Raw genomic sequence first — 19,052 nt, forward strand, 5'->3', positions numbered from 1 at the left:
GTCCAGCAAACTCAAATAAACCGGAAAGGGGAAGCAAAACATGATTACTATTCTTCCACTACAAGATTCCAAACGGGTGGAGGCAGTGTTGGAAGATCTGCCGGACAGAGGGGACAACGCCGCCGTTTTGGTAATGGGCGATCCGATAGATGAGCTGGGTTATGTAGCGGTGGATATGAAGGATTCCGTTCTGCGGATGCGTAAAATGGAAGTATTCGGCTCGAATTTGGAACAGCCGGATCTGAACGCCCGCGTTTGTTCAGACAGCTTGATGCGGGCCGCTGCATCCTATGGAGCTAATAAAGGGGCCTATCGCATAGAAACAGAGATTCCGGGTCTGGGGATGCTTTTGAAGGGAGTCGGTTTTCTTCCTGAAGGAAAAAAGTTTGTTTGTGACTTGTCAAAGATTGTGAAAATCTGTAAAGATTGAGGATGAATTCCCGAAGAAACTCTTGTCAAGACTTTTGGAATATATTATAATGAAAACAATTGTGATAATCTATTTATTGCGATAACTTTTCATTGTATTTTTCAACTGTTTATTCACCGATTCGGTGGACAAGCAGAGTAGCACCCAACCGATAGAATGGAGGAATTATCATCATGAGCACAGGAAACAGTGCGGAACGGCTGCAGGCTTCCCGCGAGGCTGCGGCAAAGACGAAGGGGTTCCAGCGCATCACCGCCTTGTTTGACGAAGGCACCTTCAATGAGGTCGACAGTTTTGCAAAGTCGGGCGACGGTTCTGCGGAAGTTGTAGCGGGCTACGGTGAAGTGGACGGCTGTCCGGTATATGCCTTTGTCCAGAACAGCGACGTAGACGGCGGCGCAATGTCCAAGGCACAGGCGGCGAAGATCAAGAAGATCTATGATTTAGCAGTCAAAACCGGTTCGCCGGTTGTAGGAATTTATGATTCCATCGGAGGCCGCCTGAACCAGGGAGCGGATATGCTGGCCGCTTACGGCGAAATCCTTTTGGGAAACAACAACCTCTCCGGTGTTGTGCCGCAGATCTCCCTTGTGCTCGGACCATGCCTGGGTACCTCCGCGATGATTGCTGCGAGCGCAGACATCGTTGTGATGACGGAAAAAGCACAGTTGACCATTGACACTACCGGTAAAGACGGCGCTGCAGACGACGCTGCAAAGCTGGGAATCTGCCATGTGGTAGCGAAGGACGACAAAGAGGCAATGGAGCAGGTTCGCAAGTTGCTGGCGGTTCTTCCCTCCAACAATCTGGCTGGCGCACCGGTGTTTGAATCCTCCGACAGCGCGGAAGCATCCCTTGCCGCAGGTGCGGATGCCAAAAAGGTTGTGGAAGCCATTTCGGACAAAGGCAGCTTTGTTGAGTTGAACTCCGCTTTTGGCGCTTCTGCAGTGACCGGTTTGGCGCAGATAGATGGCTCTACCGTAGGAATTGCTGCATTAAACGGCGTTTTGGATGCAGACTCCTGCTCTAAGGCAGCGCGGTTTGTACGCTTCTGCGATGCTTTCTCGATTCCTGTGGTTACATTGGTAGATGCCAAGGAATTCACTTCTGTGCGTGAGGCTGCAAAGTTGAGCAATGCCTATTCGGAGGCAACAACCGCCAAGATCACGGTCATTACAGGGGAAGCATATGGCCCGGTATATATTGCAGTTGCCGGCCGTGGCGCAAATGCCGACTATACAATGGCTTGGGCGAATGCAGTGGTTTGTCCGTTGGCGCCGCAGACAGCGGCAATGTTCCTGTGGAGCGACCGCTTAAAGAAGTCCGGCAATACGAAAGACGCCCGCAATAAACTGATTGAGGAGTATAAAGCGACGGAGGCAACCCCGTTTGCAGCTGCGGCCGAGGGCTTTATTGAGGATATTATCAATCCTGCGGAGACGCGCGCAAGAGTCATCGCCAACCTCGAGATGTTGGATGGCAAGCGTGTGTCCAGGTTGCCGAAGAAACACTCCAATATTCAGATTTAAGCGTCTGTTTGTTATGATTTAAATTTTGTCATTACTGTCAGGAGGATTACGATATGAAAACGCTCAAAATTACAGTAAACGGCACTCCTTATGATGTGCAGGTAGAAGAAGTCAGCGGCGGCGCTGCTCCTGCAGCACCGGCGGCTGCTCCGGCTCCAGCTCCAAAAGCTGCTCCGGCTCCGAAGGCGGCTGCACCGGCGGCTGGCGCTGAGGTGGTTTCCTCTCCGATGCCAGGTACCATTATGTCGATCAATGTAAAGGCTGGCCAGGCAGTCAAGAAGGGCGACGTGTTGGTTGTTTTGGAAGCTATGAAGATGGAAAATGAGATCATGGCGCCCCATGACGCGACAGTTGCAGCTGTTCATGTCAATAAAGGCGACAGCGTTGAGTCCGGTACGGCGCTCGTTTCCCTCCAGTAAGAGTTTTTACACAGATCCGGAATCATATTTTAGGAGGGACGTATCAAACTATGGCTAATAAAAAAATTGGAATTACCGAAGTTGTGTTGCGTGACGCGCATCAGTCCCTGATTGCAACCAGAATGCCGATCGGCGATATGCTGCCGATTTTGGAAAAGCTGGATCAGGTTGGTTTTCATTCCTTGGAGTGTTGGGGCGGCGCTACGTATGATGCTTGCCTTCGGTTTCTGAACGAAGATCCGTGGGAGAGACTGCGCACAATCCGTAAGCATTGCCCGAATACAAAGCTGCAGATGTTGTTCCGTGGCCAGAATATGTTGGGCTATCGTCATTATGCAGACGATGTTGTGGAATACTTGGTACAGCGTTCCATTGCGAATGGTATTGACATCATCCGTATTTTTGACGCTCTAAATGATATTAAGAATTTGCAGACTGCGATCAAGGCAGCAAAGAAAGAGGGCGGCCACGCACAGGTTGCAATTTCTTATACGACAGGTCCGGTCTTTACGACCGATTACTATGTGAAGTATGCGAAGCGGATCGAAAATGCGGGTGCGGATTCGATCTGCATTAAAGATATGGCGGCGCTTCTCACGCCGTATGAGACCTATGATTTGGTCAAGGCTTTGAAGGGCGCTGTTAAGATTCCGATTCAGCTGCATACACATTATACTTCCGGCTTAGCTTCCATGTGCTTGATGAAGGGAATCGAAGCGGGCGTCGATATGATCGATACAGCGATGTCCCCGTTGGCACTGGGCACGTCCCATGCGCCGACAGAGTCTATGGTTGCAGCTTTGCAGGGCACCAAGTATGATACAGGCTTAGATCTCAAACTGTTGAACGAGATCCGTGAATATTTTATGCCGTTGCGTGCTAAGTACATCAAGAGCGGCCTTCTGGACCCCTCCATGCTGGCTACCAATACTAAGGCTCTGGTATATCAGGTTCCAGGTGGAATGCTTTCCAATCTGCTGTCTCAGTTGAAGCAGGCGGGAAAGGCCGACAAACTCGAGGATGTGCTCAAAGAAGTGCCGCGTGTGCGTAAGGATTCCGGTTACCCGCCGTTGGTCACACCGACCTCTCAGATCGTTGGTACACAGGCTGTGTACAATGTGATTACTGGAGAGCGTTACAAGATGTGCACGAAAGAATTCAAGGATCTTGTCGCTGGTAAGTATGGTACCACACCGGTTGCGATCGATCCGGAGTTCCGTAAGAAGATTATTGGCGATGAAACGCCGATCACTTGCCGCCCGGCCGACTTGTTAGAGCCGGAGCTTGAAAAACTCCGCGCAGAGGTTGCTGAATGGTCCGAGCAGGAAGAGGATGTGCTCTCCTATGCACAGTTCCCGAAGGTGGCATTGGATTTCTTCAAGAAGCGTAGAGATGCAGAATACGGTATCAATAGTTCGCTTTCGAATGCGGAGAAGCAGGTACATCCTGTATAAGTTTATATGAGTAAAAATGCCCCAGGGCAACAGATTGTTATCTGCTTGCTCAGGGGCATTTTCTTAAATCTTTTACCAGATGTGTTATTGTATCATATAAAGCGATATGCCTGGAACATAGGATGTTATATGGGCGTTTGGAGTGGTTTAATAGGGAACTTTTGAATGGGAAGTTCTCGGCGACAGAGGGAGGAGGGCGTACGATAGATGAAAAATGAGCTGGAAAAATGTATGGCGGGCGAATGGTATAATTGTCATGACCCAATTTTTTTAGAGTTTAAACGTAAAGCGCGGAGTTTACTTGCCGCATATAATGCGTTGCCATATGATGAAAAGGAACAAAAGAGAAAAATATTGGAAGAGATGTTGGGTGGTTTAGGAACAAACGTGTCCATTGGAACATCGTTCACATGTGACTATGGGCGTAATATTTATTTGGGGAATAACGTGTCCATCAATATGAACTGTACCTTTGTGGATTGCAACTGTATTGTGGTAGGCGATAATGTTCTGATTGCCTCCAATGTACAAATTTATACAGCAACCCATCCGGTAGAGTTGGCAGAGCGATTGACGCCTAATTGGTCTCCGGAAAGTGGGGAATATTTTTGCCGGACCTATGCACTTCCCGTTGCCATTGGAGATGGCTGTTGGATCGGCGGAGGCGCCATTCTTCTGCCAGGCGTGCATATTGGAAAGGGAAGCGTCATTGGAGCGGGAAGCGTCGTCACCAAGGATATACCAGAAAATAGTGTTGCTGTGGGAAATCCATGCCGTGTTCTCCGACGGATCAATGAAAAATCAGATTCTGCGCTCTATCCACTCGATTGAGAGGAGAAATAATCTTAATAGGAGCCCTGTACGGTTTGAATGCCTTCTTTTCCACGTTCAAATACAGGATGTATGTCCTGTAGGACGGAACGGGTAGAAAACGAAAATGTACGGTAACAGAGAGAATTTTATATCATGGAGCAATGAACTGAGTTAAAGCTGGAAAACCCCCGGCGTTCGAACGAATGCCGGGGGTTTTGAAGCTTATTATTAAACTTTAATGATAAAACCATCGGATGATTGGAACACCGAGGTTTCACATCATAATCGAGAATTATTGTGTAATGCCGCTGAATACAATACCGCGGGAAGCATCTAGCGTGACGGTTGTACCACTTTTTAGAATCTGTGTAGCATGTGCAGCGCCCGCAATGACAGGTTTGTCCAGAGCAAGCCCGACAATCGCTGCATGAGAATTGGAGCCACCCTGCTCTGTGATAATACCAGTAGCAGACTTCATTAAGGTCAATACCCCATTGGTGGTCTGTGGGATAACCAAAATATCGCCGGTTTTGAACGTGGCATGCGCTTCTTCTTCGTTGTTGCAGACACAAAGATTGCCACACACAATGTTCTTGGTCACACCCATGCCGGAAAGAAGAACGTCACCGACCAACTGAACCTTCAAAAGGTTTGTTGTTCCAGAGATACCCAGAGGCACACCTGCGGTGATGACGGTCAAATCGCCATTTTTGACAAGGCCCTTACTGCGTGCTACATCTACCACGTGATTGAATAACTCATCTGTGTTGTCTTTTTCATCCACCATAATTGGGATAACGCCCCAAGAAAGATTCATTTGGCGAAGGACAGTCGGGTCGGTTGTCCCACTGATGATCGGACAGCAGGGACGGTATTTGGAAATCATGCGGGCGGTTTTTCCTGATTTAGAAACAGTCATGATGGCAACAGCCCCAAGATCATGGGCGGTTGTGACGGTTGCATGGGAAATTGCCGAGGTTACATTGGGCTGTTCGTCGATATCGCGCTTTTTAAACCGATTTTTATAATCAATGTCCTGTTCGGTACGTTCAGCAATCGTGGACATCGTCTTAAGCGCCTGAATCGGATACTTACCCGCGGCGGTTTCGCCGGAGAGCATAATTGCACTGGTGCCGTCATAAATTGCATTGGCGACATCAGTGGCCTCTGCACGTGTGGGACGAGGATTCTTCATCATAGAATCAAGCATCTGCGTGGCGGTAATCACCTGTAGACCGGCGTTGTATCCTTTTTTGATAAGTTCCTTCTGAATGACCGGAATTTCCTGAAGTGGGATTTCAACACCAAGGTCGCCGCGGGCGACCATAATGCCGTCGGATACACGCAAAATTTCGTCGATATTGGATACACCGTCTGCGTTTTCGATTTTAGCAATGATGCGGATTTTGTGGCAATCGTGCTTCTCAAGCTCTGCACGCAGATCGAGAATATCTTGGGCTGTACGTGTAAAGGAAGCCGCGATAAAGTCAAATCCTTGTTCGACACCAAAGGCAATATCCTCCCGGTCTTTATCGCTGATAAAGGGCAGGGAGAGATGGGCGCCCGGCACATTAATTCCCTTGTGGGAAGAAACTACGCCACCATTGACAACCGTGCACACGATGTCTGTGTCGGTACAGGATTCTACGCGCAGTTCAATCAAACCATCGTCAATCAGAATTTTGGATCCCTGCGAAACTTCCTGTGGTAGGCGTGGAAATGTGATGCTGACAATGTTTTCATCGCCAACTACGTCACGTGTCGTCAGGGTGAATGTATGTCCTTCTTCCAACGTGACCTTAGACTTAGAGAAATTTCCGGTGCGGATTTCCGGGCCTTTGGTATCCAGGAGAAGCGCAATGGGAAGTTTCAGTTCTTCACGAAGTTTTTTAACCATGTCGATACGAACTTTTTGCTCTGCATTGGTTTGATGGGAAAAATTTAGTCGAGCGACATCCATACCCGCGAGCATCAATTCCCGCAAAACAGATTCATCATCCGTCGCGGGGCCAAGCGTACAGATAATTTTTGTTTTTCTCATAATAACGCCATCCTTATTGTTGAAAGATCGGATTTCAAAATTTTTTCAATATATAGTATACAAGATATGATGTCAAGAAAGCAATCCCATTTTACTTTTTCCATTTCCTGTACAAGGAAACGCAGTTTTATTGAAAAAATTTGGAATTGGCGTTACAATAGAGTATAAAAAGACTAAAATGCCAGAATGAAGGAGCGGAAGGGATGCGCAGAAATAAGGGAGAAAAAGTTGTAAAAACGCGTGCAAGCTGGAGAAAAGCGGACCAGGTGCGCAAAATCAAAATTGTAATGACATTTGTGGTAGTTGCCCTATGTATTTCTGTGGCAGCCGGAGCAGTTTTGGCTTGGATTGAGATTCAACATCCTTTTGATACCTCTTCGAGCAGTGTTCCAGTCTCTTCACAGCCATCAGTCTCTTCGGAGACAGAATTGCCGGTATATGATAATACATTTAATCTGGTGGTTGTGAATGCAGATTCACCACTTTCTGAAGACTTCGTGGTGCAATTAGAAAAATATGAAGGGGTGCCTTTTGAAGAACGAATTGTGGAGGCACTTGAGCGGATGGTTGAAGATGCAAGAAATGCTGGTTGCACACTAAAAATTGCCAGCGGTTACGTTTCCAAGGAAGACCAGGATGCACAATACCATGCGAAGATTCAGCAATTGATGGAACAGGAAGGGTACAGCCAAGTGCGCGCCGAGGATCAAGCGCAAAAGACGATTGGACGTGGCGGTTACAATGAGCATCAAACGGGGATGCTGGTGGAGTTTGCAGCTTCGGAGGAGGGTGTTCCGTTTGAACAGTCACAGGCATATCAGTGGCTGATGAAGAACAGCGTAAATTATGGCTTTGTACTCCGCTATCCAGAAAATAAAACCAGCATCACTGGGACCGATTATACGCCGTCTTGCTTTCGTTATGTCGGAACGGACAATGCGATCAAAATGCGGGAATATTCCATGTGTTTGGAAGAATATGCACAGTATGTTAGACAGCAAGCGGCAAATTGAAATACAGAAAAATTGTGCCGGAACTACTTGCATTTTTAGTCGTTCTATGTTAAAATTCAAACGTTAGGTTGCAGTTTGGGTGAAAGAGGTGACATAAATGAAGGAAGCGATCCATCCGAAGTATAAAGAAACGACGATTACCTGCGCTTGTGGCAACGTGATTGAGACGAGATCCACGAAGGAAAACATCCGCGTTGAAATATGCTCCAAATGCCATCCGTTCTTTACCGGTAAGCAGAAGCTGGTCGATACGAGCGGTCGTGTTGATATGTTTAAGAAGCGTTATGGCATGCAGGACAAAAAATAATTCGGGTTTCTTTTTGATGAACTGGGCGGCGCAAAGAGATTTTGCGTCGCCTTCTGTTTTGTCTGAACCAATCGGAGGCGCATTATGACAGAATATAAAACAGTCTTAAAACGGGCGGAAGACGAATTTGTCGAACGCCGGTCGCGTTTTATTGGCCATGCAGCCCCTGTAAAAACAGAAGAAGAAGCAATTGCCTTTATCAATGAAATGAAGGCAATTTACTGGGACGCCACCCACAATGTTTATGCCTATTCTTTGCGCGATGGACAGATCAAACGTTATTCGGATGACAGTGAACCGCAGGGAACGGCAGGAATCCCGACATTGGATGTACTGCAAAAATCCGGCGTTACCGATGTAGTCGTTGTTGTCACGCGCTATTTTGGCGGTGTTTTGTTGGGAGCAGGCGGCTTGGTACGCGCTTATTCGCACGGAGCGTCCATTGCATTAGAAGCGGCGGGGATCGTTACGATGCGCGAATGCATCTTATCGTCGCTTTCTTGTGACTATAATCAGTATGGACGTTTACAAGCGCTGATTCCGGAGTGCGGAGGGATCATTGACGATGCAGACTTTGGCGAGCGTGTGACCATAAACTTCCATATGAGCGATATAGATTTGGATCGGATGCGGCCAAAACTGGCGGACGCAACCTGTGGTTCCGTGGAGATCCAGGAGGAAGGAAAAAAATTTTTTGAGATTTTTAAATAATGATGCAGGAAATCCGCACTTTGCCGCATATATAATCAATAACGACAGGTTCTTTGAAACCGTGTGCGCTCTGTAGAAGAAAGAAACAGAATTCTGCGCAATCTTTCATGGAACCGGTCAATCTTTTGGGAAAGAAGGTGCGCCGAATGATGAATGTTAGAGAACGAACGCAGCAGATTGAAGAACAGATTCTCTCACCCTATGCCTCCCTTTCACGCAATACTAAGGGCAGAGACCGACCGGAAGAGGAATGTGATCTCCGGACTCCCTATCAGAGGGATCGGGATCGAATTATCCATTGTAAAGCATTTCGCCGTTTGAAACGAAAAACACAGGTCTTTTTGTCGCCAGAAGGCGATCACTACCGGACGCGCCTGACCCATACATTGGAGGTCGCACAGATCGCGCGTACAATCGCCCGGGCATTGCGGCTGAATGAGGATTTGACAGAGGCAATCTCCTTGGGACATGACTTGGGGCACACGCCATTTGGACATGCGGGAGAGCGCGCATTAAACGAAATTTTTCCTGGGGGTTTCCGCCATTATGAGCAAAGTGTTCGTGTAGTGGAAAAACTGGAAAAAAACGGCTTGGGCCTTAACCTTACAAAAGAGGTGCGTGACGGGATTCTGCACCATACACATGGCCAGGAGGCTTCCACATTAGAGGGGCAAATTGTGCGCTATGCCGATCGCATAGCGTATATCAACCACGATATTGACGATGCAGAGCGCGCAGGCGTGTTAGAAGAATCCCAAATTCCAAAGGAGATTACCAATCTTTTGGGAACAAGCAAATCTGCAAGAATCAATTGTTTGGTCAATGCTGTGGTGGACAATAGCCAAGACGGTCAGATTCGTATGGACCCAGCGTGTAAAGAAGCCTTTGATGAATTGAATTCTTTTATGTATCAGCGGGTTTATTACAATCCTTATGCAAAAGGGGAAGAAAAAAAGGTTCCAACGCTGATTGAAATCCTTTTTACCTATTTAAAGAATCCTGCACATCTTCCGGATGATATGCGGCGGATAGCAGAGGAAGAAGGCTGCGAACGAGCTGCCTGCGATTATCTAGCGGGAATGACGGATCATTATGCGATCCGGCTCTTTCAAAATATCTATATTCCCGAGGCTTGGAGCCATTATTGACAGAAGAAAATGGGGGAATTGCAATTATGCCCTTGCCGGAAGCTTTTCTGCAGGAACTGAAGATGCGCAGCGATATTAGCGATGTGGTGTCTTCCTATGTCGGCCTGCGGCGCAGCGGCAGGAATTTGGTGGGATTGTGTCCCTTCCACAATGAAAAGACGCCGTCCTTTAATGTGTACCCGGAGAACGGTTCGTTTTATTGCTTTGGGTGCGGCGTTGGAGGGGATGTTATCACCTTTATCCGCCGTATAGAAAACTTGGACTATATGGAAGCAGTGCGATTCCTGGCACAGCGCGCCGGTTTGCAGGTCCCTGAAAATCGGGTAGACGATGGGATGGCCAAACTGCGCGCACGGGCACTGGAGATCAACCGTGAGACGGCTCGGTTTTACCACGCGATGTTGATGTCGGAACAGGGGAGACCGGGGCTTGCTTATCTTCAAGGCCGTGGATTGACGCAGGCGACCATTCGTCACTTTGGGTTGGGGTATTCCCCGCCCTCCCGCTATGCTTTGGTGGACTACTTGGCTCAGAAAGGGTACCAACCGTCGGAAATGATTCAAGCGAATGTCGCTTTTAAAGGACGTAGTGGCCGTGCGGTAGATCGTTTTTCCGGCCGGGTCATGTACCCGATCATCGACCTGCGGGGTAATGTCATTGCCTTTGGCGGGCGGGTGCTTACCGATGCCAAACCCAAATATTTAAATACTTCGGATACCCTGGTTTTTCGGAAGAGCGATGCGCTCTTTGCGCTGAACTTTGCAAAAAACCAAGGAAGCCAACAGTTGATTTTGGCCGAGGGATATATGGATGTAATTGCGTTGCACCAAGCGGGATTTTCCAATGCAGTGGCCACGCTAGGAACTGCATTGACAACGGATCAGGCGCGATTGATGTCCCGTTATGCCAAAGAAGTGGTCATCTGCTACGATGCCGATGAAGCGGGACAAAAGGCGACCGCTCGAGCGATTCCGATGTTGCGCGATGCGGGATTGCTGGTGAAAGTGCTTAACATCGTAGGAGGAAAAGATCCGGATGAGTACATACGTTCCTATGGCGAACAGGGCCCGGCCCGGTTTAAACAGCTTTTGGATGCCTGCGGAAATGATGTCGAGTACCGCCTAGCGAAAATTCGAAGGTCCTGCAATATGGAAAGTGCGGACGGACGAGTTGCCTATTTGACGGGGGCGGCAGAACTGTTGGCAACCTTGGAAAGCCGGATGGAACAGGAAGTTTATGCAGGAAAACTGGCGGAAGAGATCGGCATCGATCGTTCGGCCATTATGATGCAGGTGGATAAAAACAGCAAGAAGCGCCAAAAACAACAGCAGCAGAGACAATTTCGCGCATTTCAACAGCAGACAGCGGGGATTGGCGACGACATCAATCCTGACAAGGCAAAGAACTTGCGGGCTGCTAGTGCGGAAGAAGCGTTGCTTGCGTATCTTGTCAAATATCCGGATCGTGCAGAGGAGATTTATGGACGTTTGCCGCCTGAAAAATTTTCCACTTCCTTTAATCGCCGCGTATATCAGGTGATTATGGGGAAAATTATGGATGGCAAGGACTATAGCCTTACAGATATTTCGGGGGAATTTTCCGTCGATGAGATCGGCGCGATTGCCCGAATTTTTGCCAAACATCACGATGCATCCGCCACTTGGAAGGATGCACAGGAATATATAAACGTGATTGAAGAAGAACATGCAAAACTCCGTGTGGAGGATGTGGCCGCCGTTCCGACCCAGAGTATCGAAGCATACCTGGCGGAACTGAAGGCTAAGAAGAAATAGGGGGATGTACAATGGGAACTGGAGCAACACCGGACAAAAAAACGGTCATTCGAGAATTGATTGAACAAGGGAAGGCGAAAGGGCAGCTCTCGACAAAAGAGATTCTCGATGCTCTTGGAGAGCTGGACTTTGAGCCAGAGCAGATCGAAAAGTTCTATGATACGTTGGAAGCGCAGGGCGTTGAGATCATTGAAGATTTTGCAGACGCTCCCTTGGACGACATCGATTTTGCCGCAGAGGCCGTCTCCGATGAGAATTTGGAGTCCAGCCTAAGCACGGAGGGCATTGCGATCGACGATCCGGTCAAAGTGTATCTCAAGGAAATTGGCCGTGTGCCGCTGCTTTCTCCAGAAGAAGAAATTGACCTTGCGATTCGAATCAAAGACGGCGACGAGGCGGCTAAAAAGCGTCTTTCGGAGGCGAACCTGCGTCTGGTTGTCAGCATTGCGAAGCGTTATTTGGGGCGTGGAATGCAATTTTTGGATCTGATTCAAGAGGGAAATCTGGGCCTTATCAAAGCAGTCGAGAAGTTTGATTATACGAAGGGATTTAAATTTTCAACCTATGCGACCTGGTGGATTCGGCAGGCGATTACACGCGCCATTGCAGACCAGGCAAGGACGATCCGAATCCCGGTTCATATGGTGGAAACCATCAATAAGGTAAAAAAGGTTTCCAGCCAGTTATTGCACACGAACGGCCATGAACCGAGTGCAGAAGAAATCTCTGCGGAGTTGGACATGCCGGTGGATAAGGTGCGGGAGATTATGCGGGTGGCGCAGGAACCGGTTTCTTTGGAGACGCCGATCGGTGAAGAAGAGGACAGCCATCTGGGGGATTTCATTCCTGACGACGACGCGCCTGCTCCACAGGATGCGGCCTCCCATACGCTTTTGAAAGAGCAGCTTGCCGATGTACTGGATACGTTGACTCCCCGTGAGGAGAAGGTGCTCAGTCTACGTTTTGGCTTGGAGGATGGCCGTTCGCGCACTTTGGAAGAAGTGGGTAAGGAGTTCAACGTGACCCGTGAACGTATCCGCCAAATTGAAGCAAAAGCACTGCGCAAACTCCGCCATCCGAGCCGCAGCAAAAAGCTGAAGGACTTTTTGGACTAGGAGTGAAGAATCATGCACATGACTTTGGAGGCGGATTATGCGGTGCGGATTGTAGAGTTTCTTGCGTCGGCCGACCAGAAGGTGGATGCGCGTACAATCGCCGAAGAAACGCATGTGCCCCTGCGCTTTGCTTTGAAAATTTTACGAAAATTGGTTGCAGATGATATTATGATCTCTTACAAAGGGGCGCGCGGGGGATACCTGCTGGCACATCCGCCGGGGGAAATCACATTGCGTCAGGTAATCGAATCGGTAGAAGGCCCTTATGTAATCAGCCGTTGCCAGCAAAGAGAATATTCCTGTACGCATACAGCGAGTTGCCGGTTTCATGAGATCTATTCTGAAATTTCCAAAATCGTACGGGAAAAGCTGGATTCCTATACATTTGCTGATGTCTCTGGGTTTGATCGTTTGCATTCCCGAAAGTTTTCAAAGGAATCCATACATACATCCAAGGATTCCAAGAGAAAAAATGGTGGGGAATAAGGTGTATTGATAAGAGTGTTCATGGAAACATGTGGAAATCGAATGGGGCGCACCTACTTATTTTCATACAGATAAAAGCACGGGCGGGCTCATTCAACGGTTTATCTTGCTATGTGTGCTATCGTCCAGCGGCGGGTTGGGTGTGATGAAACCGCTGAATTCTTACGGTTGCGTGGCATGGAACGATTTTTGGAGCACTGGCTGGACAGGATATACTGTACTTTAAAGAGAGACGTTTTTTGATAGAAGTCGAGATTGTGTTCTGTATGAAGAAACTGAAAAGAGTGTAATCCAGTGAAAATGGAGTGGTACGGAACTTGATCGTTCCGAGTTCTAAATGCAGCCGAGAAAATTTAAGATAAGCACAAAAACCGGGGCAAGATTTGGTCGCAACCAAGATCTTGTCCCGGTTTTTAATTGTGAATTGTAGGTGTCTTATATCCAACCAAAAACGAATTTGGTGCAGATCACAGTCTGTCATCAAGTTACAATGCACTCTGAACCCATAGATCAGACAGCCACAGCTTTGAAATAGCATATAAATTATTTATTAATTAAAATGGAAACGCATCCTTAAGTAGATGTCAGCTTTCGTGACTTCGACTTGCAGCTCAATTACAACGTGAAATCATATGGCTGCCAATTTTCTGCCCGATTTTGCTCCTTACACAGATGTCTTTTTGTCTTTCAGGGAGTACAGGCAGAGACTGGTGGAATGCCACCGCATGAGTTAAGTAGGAAAATTTAGGGAATGGGATAGTAGAATCATATCAGAACCAGTTTGGTACAAGATTGCGTCTGGCAATGACGTCCCACCTTATCAGTCTTTTAGCTGCTATACAGAAAATTTTTATAGAGAGGCTATAAGGGCAACACAAAAAAGCCCACAGAAAACTGTGAGCAAACATGCTGAAATGCTCAGATAGAATCTTGAATCACATCGATCAGGTGTACGGGATGTAATTGCCCCCTTGTACAACGCTGTGCTAGTTTGGCCACAAAATTGTAATCTGTTGAGACATCCGATATGGAGTCGATTTGTTTCCATCCGTGTTTGACGAACTGAAGAATAGCAATTCCAAAAGAATGATAAACACCTATGGATGGAGAAAAAAGAGACTCTTCAAAGGGAACGTACCGGAACATGAGCGATCATTTCCTCCTTGTAATCTTTGATATCCAAGTCAAAGAAGTAGACAAGGCGAAGAAATGTTTCTATACCGGGCAATCTGTCTCCTTTTTCGATCTTTTGATATTCGTATAACGAGATAAAAACAGCATCAGCAGTCTGTTGTTGTGTCAATCTACGGACGTCCGTACGGGCGTGAAAAATATCATAGGAAAAACGTTTTTTAAGAGACATGAATATTCCTCCTCGAAAAGAAGAATATTCCAATATTCATGAAAAAACGACGAATAATCATTCACATTATCAAAGATGCCATAAATTATAACAGTATTTTATAAAATATGCAGAAGGAGCCATGGGCGATTGATAACCGAGAAAGGATGATCGAAGGAAAAAAGAAAAGAGGATTGCAACTCGCAATCCTCTTTTAAAATTGGTGGAGCATAGCGGGATCGAACCGCTGGCCTCTACACTACCAGTGTAGCGCTCTCCCGAACCATCAGGTATGCACCCCTGATGGCTCGGGAAAAGGTTTGAGCGGCATATAATCAACCGCTCCCAAGCAAATGTGTCCAGATAAATCGATTTTAGCGCGGAGGGTATATGTTGTTAGCTGGACATACCTTTACGATATGCATCCCTCGCCGTGATTGCGGCAAGGGTGAGAGCTTATTGCGCCATCGACAACTCATAGGTATCGCATTCGTCGATGCCGTCGATGCCGTTCAGAAACTGTTCCACATTGATGTTGAATTCAAACTTGACCTTATAGTCCCGGAACACCGAAACCTTTTTGATGATGTAGCCGCAGATCATTTTCTTGACCTCCATCGGACTTTCATCAAAAATCTTGGACCAGGACACGATCCGGTTGAACTTGGCCTTCATCTCCTCGATCTTAGAGTTTCCATCATTCCGCTCCGCATGGAGGGTCGTAATGCGTTCATTGGTGGATAGCACCTTCTGTCGGGTATTCTCCAGCATCTCAGTCAGCACATCTTGCGGCAAGGCGCTTTTCCCTGGATTGCCTTCAGCACTTCAGCCTTGAGGGATTCATATTCCTTATTGGCCTTGGTGTTCTCGGCTCTGGCCCGCTGCAGTTCTGAGCGTATCATGGCCATCTGCTTTTGAACCGGGTATTGTCCGGGTCAATGACGCGCCGCACATCCAGCCAACCCTCCGGGGGGTGGGGCTGGAGAGGGCTGGAAAAGTCCAGCACAATGGTGGAGCAGGGGCAGGCCCAGATACAGCCGGTGACAGCCAGCAGGTCAGAGCCAAGGTCGTAGTCGGCGCTGGTCCAGATGAACACTTCCTCGGCTTTCTGCCCCGCCTCCGGGTAGACACAAGCTGGGACATAGTGCAGTTCCTGTCCACTCTCTACCTCCAGAACGCTGTATCCATACAGTTCTGTGCGGAAGATCAGATAGTGCTTTCCACTGCGGTGGCGAAACATGGAGCAGAATTCACCATCCGTGTCCAGATTACGCCAAGCATATCGCACCTTGCCCGCCTTGTCCAGAAGTTCGCTCTCACTGCCGTTCAGGTGAAGATCGCCGTTATAAAAGTAGGCTTTGGAACGGACGGAATATCCGTCCACCAGCGGGAACTGCTCGTCTTGCTGAGGGAATCGGTTCTCCGGTGCAAACATGGTATCATACTGCGCACGCCAGTCCCAATAGCGTTTTTCATAGGCGATATTTTCAGTGCTCATTGAGATACCTCGCCAGTTTCTTCTCCAGCAGTTCTGTCATATCATCGCAAAGGCGCTTTAGCTTGTCCTGCTCATGGGCGTAGTACCAGATGGTTTCCTCACCGGGGTGGAGCAGGAGCTGGTCGCCGTCCGCTTCCTTCCAGAACTCGCCCAGTACGCAATACCGCTCTCCATGAATGGTCAGATCAAACATCCCAGAAAGGGAAAGGATCACACCTGTGGATACATGGATGCCCGCGGTCAGCAGGAAAAACTTCCGCGCTTGGGCCGGAAGTGTGAAGTCCAGCACTCTTTCTTGATCTGCGATCTGCTCCTCAGTGGCGGTGAGCTTGATCGCATCAGATGGGTCAAGCACCTTTGACAACGCCTTGGAGAACTTGGGGTATCGGCAAAATAACTCCGGGTGGTTGGCCTTGAATTCCTTTTGCTTTTCCCGCTGCACTCGCTTTTGCTCCTCACAGAAAGCGTCCAGCTCCACCAGATACCGCTCCTGGTAGAGATTGCTGGCCTCAAATGCTGTGCCGCTCTTTTCCAGAATGGCGATGGCTCCCTTTTGGCTGGTAAGTACCGGAACCCACTGGAAACCATGCTGGCAGGGCTTCAATTTCAGAAATTCTCCCCGATTGAGCAGGGGCTCCAGTTCCGACTCATGTTTGTCCCACCAGCCCCGCCAGCTTTCGGGAGTCTCTCGCCCCTCGGCCAAGTCCAGGAGTTTTGCTGTCAATGTTTCTTTGTTCATAGGTGCGACACTCTCTTTCCCAGCCGTCACTATACTTGTGATTCCATGACTTCGCTATCATCGTTGATGTAAGTGTAATGAATAAAATCCTCATCCACAAGTAACAGGTACGGACTGAAAACTTCCCATTCATCATGATCGCCCATGATGTCAGCATATTTTCCAAATATATAAATCTGAAATAAGGCGGCTGTTCCCATCAAAAAGCACAAGTAGACATTCCTGTGGGGATATGGGCAAACTTCTTTGATTGCCAGTTGCCCCGGCTGTTCAAAATCAAGTTTTGAGATGAAGGTTTCGAGTTTGGCCAATTCCGATTCATCCGCATACCTGTATTTTCTGGAAAAATGTTCGACGCTTTTCGTGAGATGGTCTTTGTATTGCAGTATCTCTGCTCTTTTCTGCTGTATCTTGAGCTGCACTTTTTTCTGTGCCAAAAGCTCTTTTCTATCATGATCCATAGTCCATTCCTCTGTTTCAGAGAGCGCAGGAATAGATGCTCATGGCCCCATAATCAGTGTGCAGGACAAGTCCGCACCCCGTAAAGGCAAAATTCGTCTGCCGCACCACAAAGGGATCGTCAATGGAGGCCAACAGCTGGCCGCTGCTGGTATCCCACAGCTCTATGGGTGAGCTGCCCCGCTCCTGCTGAATGGCCATCAGGCAGCCCCTTGTCCGCACCATGCAGGTATCCGAAAAGCTCAGTCCCTGCTGGACAGAAAACGGGAAGGGATTGGCCATTTCCTCTCCGGTCTGGGTCAGATAGAACTTGCCACCCACAGAGAAGCACTGGTCATCTGGGGAGAAGAAGGGATGCCAGCCCTCATTGGGGATCACTACTTTTTGGGCGGACTTCAGATCAACCAGCACATACTCGCCTTCGGTGACGTGGTATGCCGCTTTGCTCTGCCGGGGAGAGAGCATCCCAAAGCAATAATAGGCAAAATTCGGGTCTTTCGACTTCCTGCATTTCACGGCTTCCCGCCATACCTCAGTGTTGCTTCCAAAGTCAAAGACGACGATCTCCTCGCCCGTGTACCACAGAGCCAGGTCGCCGCTCTGATCCAGCATCGTCTTCATGCTGTTTTTCTTGTTGGCAAAGGGCGTAATCTCATGGGTGCGGAGAGAGAACTGCTGGAGAAGATAGCTGTTGTTCAGCAGCAGGGTATCATTGGGGCAGAGAATCTGCTCATAAGTCATTCTCTTGGCGCCCAGGGAAACCGTTTCGAGGGGTCCCCCGTTGCCATCGAAGTGATAGAGGATCTCGTCCTCAAAATCGCCGGCCACCCTCGTCAGGAAGAAGTCATCCCGTGTGAGGGCAGTAGCCAGTGGCATGAAGCCGTTGCTGTCCTTTCCGACAAACCGGTGACACCGCGCTTCTCCAACGGCGGCGTCCAGATTCTGATAGACAAATCCTTTCCGCATTTGGCCCATCATGGCGCTGGCCGCCTTGCTTTTGACCTGAAAGGCGGAGTCGCACAGGATCTCCTTGACCTTCCCGCCATTCAAGCAGGTTCGGATGGTTTGATCATCTATTTCAATTCGCCACTGTTTGTTCGTGGCGGGGTTGATAAAGGTTTTTTCGATCATGGCTTTGACTGTTCCTCCCTTCGGATCAGGATGCTCTTTCCCTCGGCGTTGATGCCGTATAGGTCGTCCAGATGGATGTGGAATCCATCCTCACGAATGGTTTCCGCCATACCCAAAACGGCTTTCGCCAGCAGGAGCAGCCCGGCTCGGTTGCCCGTCAGCTCTAACTCATTACTGCTATCATGGATGGTGAAGGTGAGATGAGCACCCGGTTCCGCTGGGAGGATAGGCAACTATTCATCATTCAGTTGAATGGTCAGTGTTTTGGTTTTCATCGCTTGTATCTCACCTGTTCTCCAGTCATTGTTCCGAACTCAGTCGAAATCTCCGCATAATTCTCAGCAGTACCTCAGCTTCCCGGATCTCCTCATTGAGCAGGTCGTCATAGTTCTGCTTCAGCTGCTCCGCATGGTCGGAGATCCAGCCGAACTGTTCCTGTGCCTGGACATATTGCTGATGGACAAGCCAGTATTCACCCAAAAGGCAGTGGGCTTGGGCTTTGCTGACGGTATCCTCATCCTGGCAGGCAAGAGCCGCCAACAGGCTTTCCAGAGCCTTTTCTTCCAGTCCTCTTGCTAATTGCATTTCTGCTTTTTGAAGATATAACTGTGCGGTCATAGGAAA

Annotated in this window: 22 protein-coding genes; 12 read left to right on the forward strand and 10 right to left on the reverse strand. The window is 48.5% G+C overall.

Annotated features, from left to right (window positions below; genetic code table 11):
* Window positions 1-88 precede the first annotated feature (88 nt).
* The 5 genes from B9Y59_RS05285 (at window position 89) to B9Y59_RS05305 (ending at window position 4,663) form a co-directional block, all read left to right on the forward strand.
* Entirely contained in the window at window positions 89-430 is a 342-nt protein-coding gene (locus B9Y59_RS05285; RefSeq protein WP_143255243.1) for a hypothetical protein, read from the forward strand.
* A gap of 173 nt (window positions 431-603) precedes the next feature.
* The gene (locus B9Y59_RS05290) at window positions 604-1,959 is read left to right on the forward strand and encodes an acyl-CoA carboxylase subunit beta (RefSeq protein WP_085532211.1); all 1,356 of its coding nucleotides are present in this window, start codon (window positions 604-606) and stop codon (window positions 1,957-1,959) included.
* Window positions 1,960-2,012: 53 nt separating this feature from the next.
* Window positions 2,013-2,378, forward strand: a complete 366-nt coding sequence (locus tag B9Y59_RS05295; protein WP_054323130.1) for a biotin/lipoyl-containing protein — start codon at window positions 2,013-2,015, stop codon at window positions 2,376-2,378.
* Window positions 2,379-2,428: 50 nt separating this feature from the next.
* Window positions 2,429-3,832: an oxaloacetate decarboxylase subunit alpha gene (locus B9Y59_RS05300; RefSeq protein WP_085532213.1), complete on the forward strand. Its 1,404-nt coding sequence runs from the start codon at window positions 2,429-2,431 to the stop codon at window positions 3,830-3,832.
* 207 nt (window positions 3,833-4,039) lie between these two features.
* Window positions 4,040-4,663 carry a sugar O-acetyltransferase gene (locus tag B9Y59_RS05305; protein WP_085532215.1) on the forward strand — a complete coding sequence of 208 codons (624 nt, stop codon included), beginning with the start codon at window positions 4,040-4,042 and terminating at the stop codon, window positions 4,661-4,663.
* Between the two features lie 274 nt (window positions 4,664-4,937).
* Here B9Y59_RS05305 and pyk read toward each other — a convergent pair whose 3' ends face one another.
* The gene (gene pyk / locus B9Y59_RS05310; protein ID WP_054323127.1) at window positions 4,938-6,686 is read right to left on the reverse strand and encodes a pyruvate kinase; all 1,749 of its coding nucleotides are present in this window, start codon (window positions 6,684-6,686) and stop codon (window positions 4,938-4,940) included.
* Window positions 6,687-6,889: 203 nt separating this feature from the next.
* Here pyk and B9Y59_RS05315 point away from each other — a divergent pair, with 203 nt between their 5' ends.
* The 7 genes from B9Y59_RS05315 to B9Y59_RS05345 all read left to right on the forward strand — a co-directional run bounded on the left by B9Y59_RS05315 (window position 6,890) and on the right by B9Y59_RS05345 (window position 13,259).
* Window positions 6,890-7,699 (forward strand): M15 family metallopeptidase, encoded by an 810-nt coding sequence (locus tag B9Y59_RS05315; protein WP_054323126.1) that lies wholly within the window; start codon window positions 6,890-6,892, stop codon window positions 7,697-7,699.
* Window positions 7,700-7,796: 97 nt separating this feature from the next.
* A complete protein-coding gene (gene rpmE, locus B9Y59_RS05320) occupies window positions 7,797-8,006 on the forward strand; it encodes a 50S ribosomal protein L31 (RefSeq protein WP_054323125.1) in 210 nt (69 codons plus the stop codon).
* Window positions 8,007-8,090: 84 nt separating this feature from the next.
* Window positions 8,091-8,717: a YigZ family protein gene (locus tag B9Y59_RS05325; RefSeq protein ID WP_085532217.1), complete on the forward strand. Its 627-nt coding sequence runs from the start codon at window positions 8,091-8,093 to the stop codon at window positions 8,715-8,717.
* Window positions 8,718-8,866: 149 nt separating this feature from the next.
* A complete protein-coding gene (locus tag B9Y59_RS05330) occupies window positions 8,867-9,865 on the forward strand; it encodes a deoxyguanosinetriphosphate triphosphohydrolase (RefSeq protein ID WP_054323178.1) in 999 nt (332 codons plus the stop codon).
* A complete protein-coding gene (dnaG, locus tag B9Y59_RS05335) occupies window positions 9,862-11,658 on the forward strand; it encodes a DNA primase (protein WP_242967253.1) in 1,797 nt (598 codons plus the stop codon). Before B9Y59_RS05330 ends, dnaG begins: the two co-directional genes overlap by 4 nt.
* Before the next feature lie 11 nt (window positions 11,659-11,669).
* Window positions 11,670-12,773: an RNA polymerase sigma factor RpoD gene (rpoD, locus tag B9Y59_RS05340; protein WP_085532220.1), complete on the forward strand. Its 1,104-nt coding sequence runs from the start codon at window positions 11,670-11,672 to the stop codon at window positions 12,771-12,773.
* A 12-nt stretch (window positions 12,774-12,785) separates the two neighbouring features.
* Complete coding sequence (locus B9Y59_RS05345) at window positions 12,786-13,259, forward strand: RrF2 family transcriptional regulator (RefSeq protein ID WP_082402054.1); 474 nt, start codon at window positions 12,786-12,788, stop codon at window positions 13,257-13,259.
* Between the two features lie 918 nt (window positions 13,260-14,177).
* Here the strand turns inward: B9Y59_RS05345 and B9Y59_RS16755 are convergent.
* The 9 genes from B9Y59_RS16755 to B9Y59_RS05395 all read right to left on the reverse strand — a co-directional run bounded on the left by B9Y59_RS16755 (window position 14,178) and on the right by B9Y59_RS05395 (window position 19,046).
* On the reverse strand, window positions 14,178-14,405 hold the full coding sequence (locus B9Y59_RS16755) for a DUF6514 family protein (RefSeq protein WP_054323124.1): 228 nt from the start codon (window positions 14,403-14,405) through the stop codon (window positions 14,178-14,180).
* On the reverse strand, window positions 14,383-14,622 hold the full coding sequence (locus B9Y59_RS05355; protein WP_054323123.1) for a helix-turn-helix domain-containing protein: 240 nt from the start codon (window positions 14,620-14,622) through the stop codon (window positions 14,383-14,385). Before B9Y59_RS05355 ends, B9Y59_RS16755 begins: the two co-directional genes overlap by 23 nt.
* A gap of 435 nt (window positions 14,623-15,057) precedes the next feature.
* Complete coding sequence (locus B9Y59_RS05365; RefSeq protein ID WP_242967254.1) at window positions 15,058-15,396, reverse strand: hypothetical protein; 339 nt, start codon at window positions 15,394-15,396, stop codon at window positions 15,058-15,060.
* A gap of 103 nt (window positions 15,397-15,499) precedes the next feature.
* Complete coding sequence (locus B9Y59_RS15670; protein ID WP_158088954.1) at window positions 15,500-16,099, reverse strand: hypothetical protein; 600 nt, start codon at window positions 16,097-16,099, stop codon at window positions 15,500-15,502.
* Window positions 16,089-16,838 carry an SMI1/KNR4 family protein gene (locus B9Y59_RS05375; protein WP_085532224.1) on the reverse strand — a complete coding sequence of 250 codons (750 nt, stop codon included), beginning with the start codon at window positions 16,836-16,838 and terminating at the stop codon, window positions 16,089-16,091. Before B9Y59_RS05375 ends, B9Y59_RS15670 begins: the two co-directional genes overlap by 11 nt.
* Window positions 16,839-16,867: 29 nt before the next feature.
* On the reverse strand, window positions 16,868-17,299 hold the full coding sequence (locus B9Y59_RS05380) for a hypothetical protein (protein ID WP_085532226.1): 432 nt from the start codon (window positions 17,297-17,299) through the stop codon (window positions 16,868-16,870).
* A 16-nt stretch (window positions 17,300-17,315) separates the two neighbouring features.
* Window positions 17,316-18,428: a hypothetical protein gene (locus tag B9Y59_RS05385; protein ID WP_085532228.1), complete on the reverse strand. Its 1,113-nt coding sequence runs from the start codon at window positions 18,426-18,428 to the stop codon at window positions 17,316-17,318.
* Entirely contained in the window at window positions 18,425-18,661 is a 237-nt protein-coding gene (locus tag B9Y59_RS05390) for an Imm32 family immunity protein (RefSeq protein WP_242967255.1), read from the reverse strand. The genes B9Y59_RS05385 and B9Y59_RS05390 overlap by 4 nt, the downstream gene beginning before the upstream one ends.
* Window positions 18,662-18,728: 67 nt before the next feature.
* Window positions 18,729-19,046: a hypothetical protein gene (locus B9Y59_RS05395; RefSeq protein ID WP_085532230.1), complete on the reverse strand. Its 318-nt coding sequence runs from the start codon at window positions 19,044-19,046 to the stop codon at window positions 18,729-18,731.
* Window positions 19,047-19,052 lie beyond the last annotated feature (6 nt).

Origin of the sequence: Anaeromassilibacillus sp. Marseille-P3371 (assembly GCF_900169665.1) — a bacterium.
GTDB lineage: Bacteria > Bacillota > Clostridia > Oscillospirales > Acutalibacteraceae > Anaeromassilibacillus.

What these genes read in the sequence shown, in the direction of transcription:
- B9Y59_RS05290 (WP_085532211.1), top strand. Translation starts at nt 604, where the DNA reads ATGAGCACAGGAAACAGTGCGGAACGGCTGCAGGCTTCCCGCGAGGCT.
- B9Y59_RS05295 (WP_054323130.1), top strand. Translation starts at nt 2,013, where the DNA reads ATGAAAACGCTCAAAATTACAGTAAACGGCACTCCTTATGATGTGCAG.
- B9Y59_RS05300 (WP_085532213.1), top strand. Translation starts at nt 2,429, where the DNA reads ATGGCTAATAAAAAAATTGGAATTACCGAAGTTGTGTTGCGTGACGCG.
- B9Y59_RS05305 (WP_085532215.1), top strand. Translation starts at nt 4,040, where the DNA reads ATGAAAAATGAGCTGGAAAAATGTATGGCGGGCGAATGGTATAATTGT.
- pyk (WP_054323127.1), bottom strand. Translation starts at nt 6,686, where the DNA reads ATGAGAAAAACAAAAATTATCTGTACGCTTGGCCCCGCGACGGATGAT.
- B9Y59_RS05315 (WP_054323126.1), top strand. Translation starts at nt 6,890, where the DNA reads ATGCGCAGAAATAAGGGAGAAAAAGTTGTAAAAACGCGTGCAAGCTGG.
- rpmE (WP_054323125.1), top strand. Translation starts at nt 7,797, where the DNA reads ATGAAGGAAGCGATCCATCCGAAGTATAAAGAAACGACGATTACCTGC.
- B9Y59_RS05325 (WP_085532217.1), top strand. Translation starts at nt 8,091, where the DNA reads ATGACAGAATATAAAACAGTCTTAAAACGGGCGGAAGACGAATTTGTC.
- B9Y59_RS05330 (WP_054323178.1), top strand. Translation starts at nt 8,867, where the DNA reads ATGAATGTTAGAGAACGAACGCAGCAGATTGAAGAACAGATTCTCTCA.
- rpoD (WP_085532220.1), top strand. Translation starts at nt 11,670, where the DNA reads ATGGGAACTGGAGCAACACCGGACAAAAAAACGGTCATTCGAGAATTG.
- B9Y59_RS05345 (WP_082402054.1), top strand. Translation starts at nt 12,786, where the DNA reads ATGCACATGACTTTGGAGGCGGATTATGCGGTGCGGATTGTAGAGTTT.
- B9Y59_RS16755 (WP_054323124.1), bottom strand. Translation starts at nt 14,405, where the DNA reads ATGTTCCGGTACGTTCCCTTTGAAGAGTCTCTTTTTTCTCCATCCATA.
- B9Y59_RS05355 (WP_054323123.1), bottom strand. Translation starts at nt 14,622, where the DNA reads ATGTCTCTTAAAAAACGTTTTTCCTATGATATTTTTCACGCCCGTACG.
- B9Y59_RS15670 (WP_158088954.1), bottom strand. Translation starts at nt 16,099, where the DNA reads ATGAGCACTGAAAATATCGCCTATGAAAAACGCTATTGGGACTGGCGT.
- B9Y59_RS05375 (WP_085532224.1), bottom strand. Translation starts at nt 16,838, where the DNA reads ATGAACAAAGAAACATTGACAGCAAAACTCCTGGACTTGGCCGAGGGG.
- B9Y59_RS05380 (WP_085532226.1), bottom strand. Translation starts at nt 17,299, where the DNA reads ATGGATCATGATAGAAAAGAGCTTTTGGCACAGAAAAAAGTGCAGCTC.
- B9Y59_RS05385 (WP_085532228.1), bottom strand. Translation starts at nt 18,428, where the DNA reads ATGATCGAAAAAACCTTTATCAACCCCGCCACGAACAAACAGTGGCGA.
- B9Y59_RS05395 (WP_085532230.1), bottom strand. Translation starts at nt 19,046, where the DNA reads ATGACCGCACAGTTATATCTTCAAAAAGCAGAAATGCAATTAGCAAGA.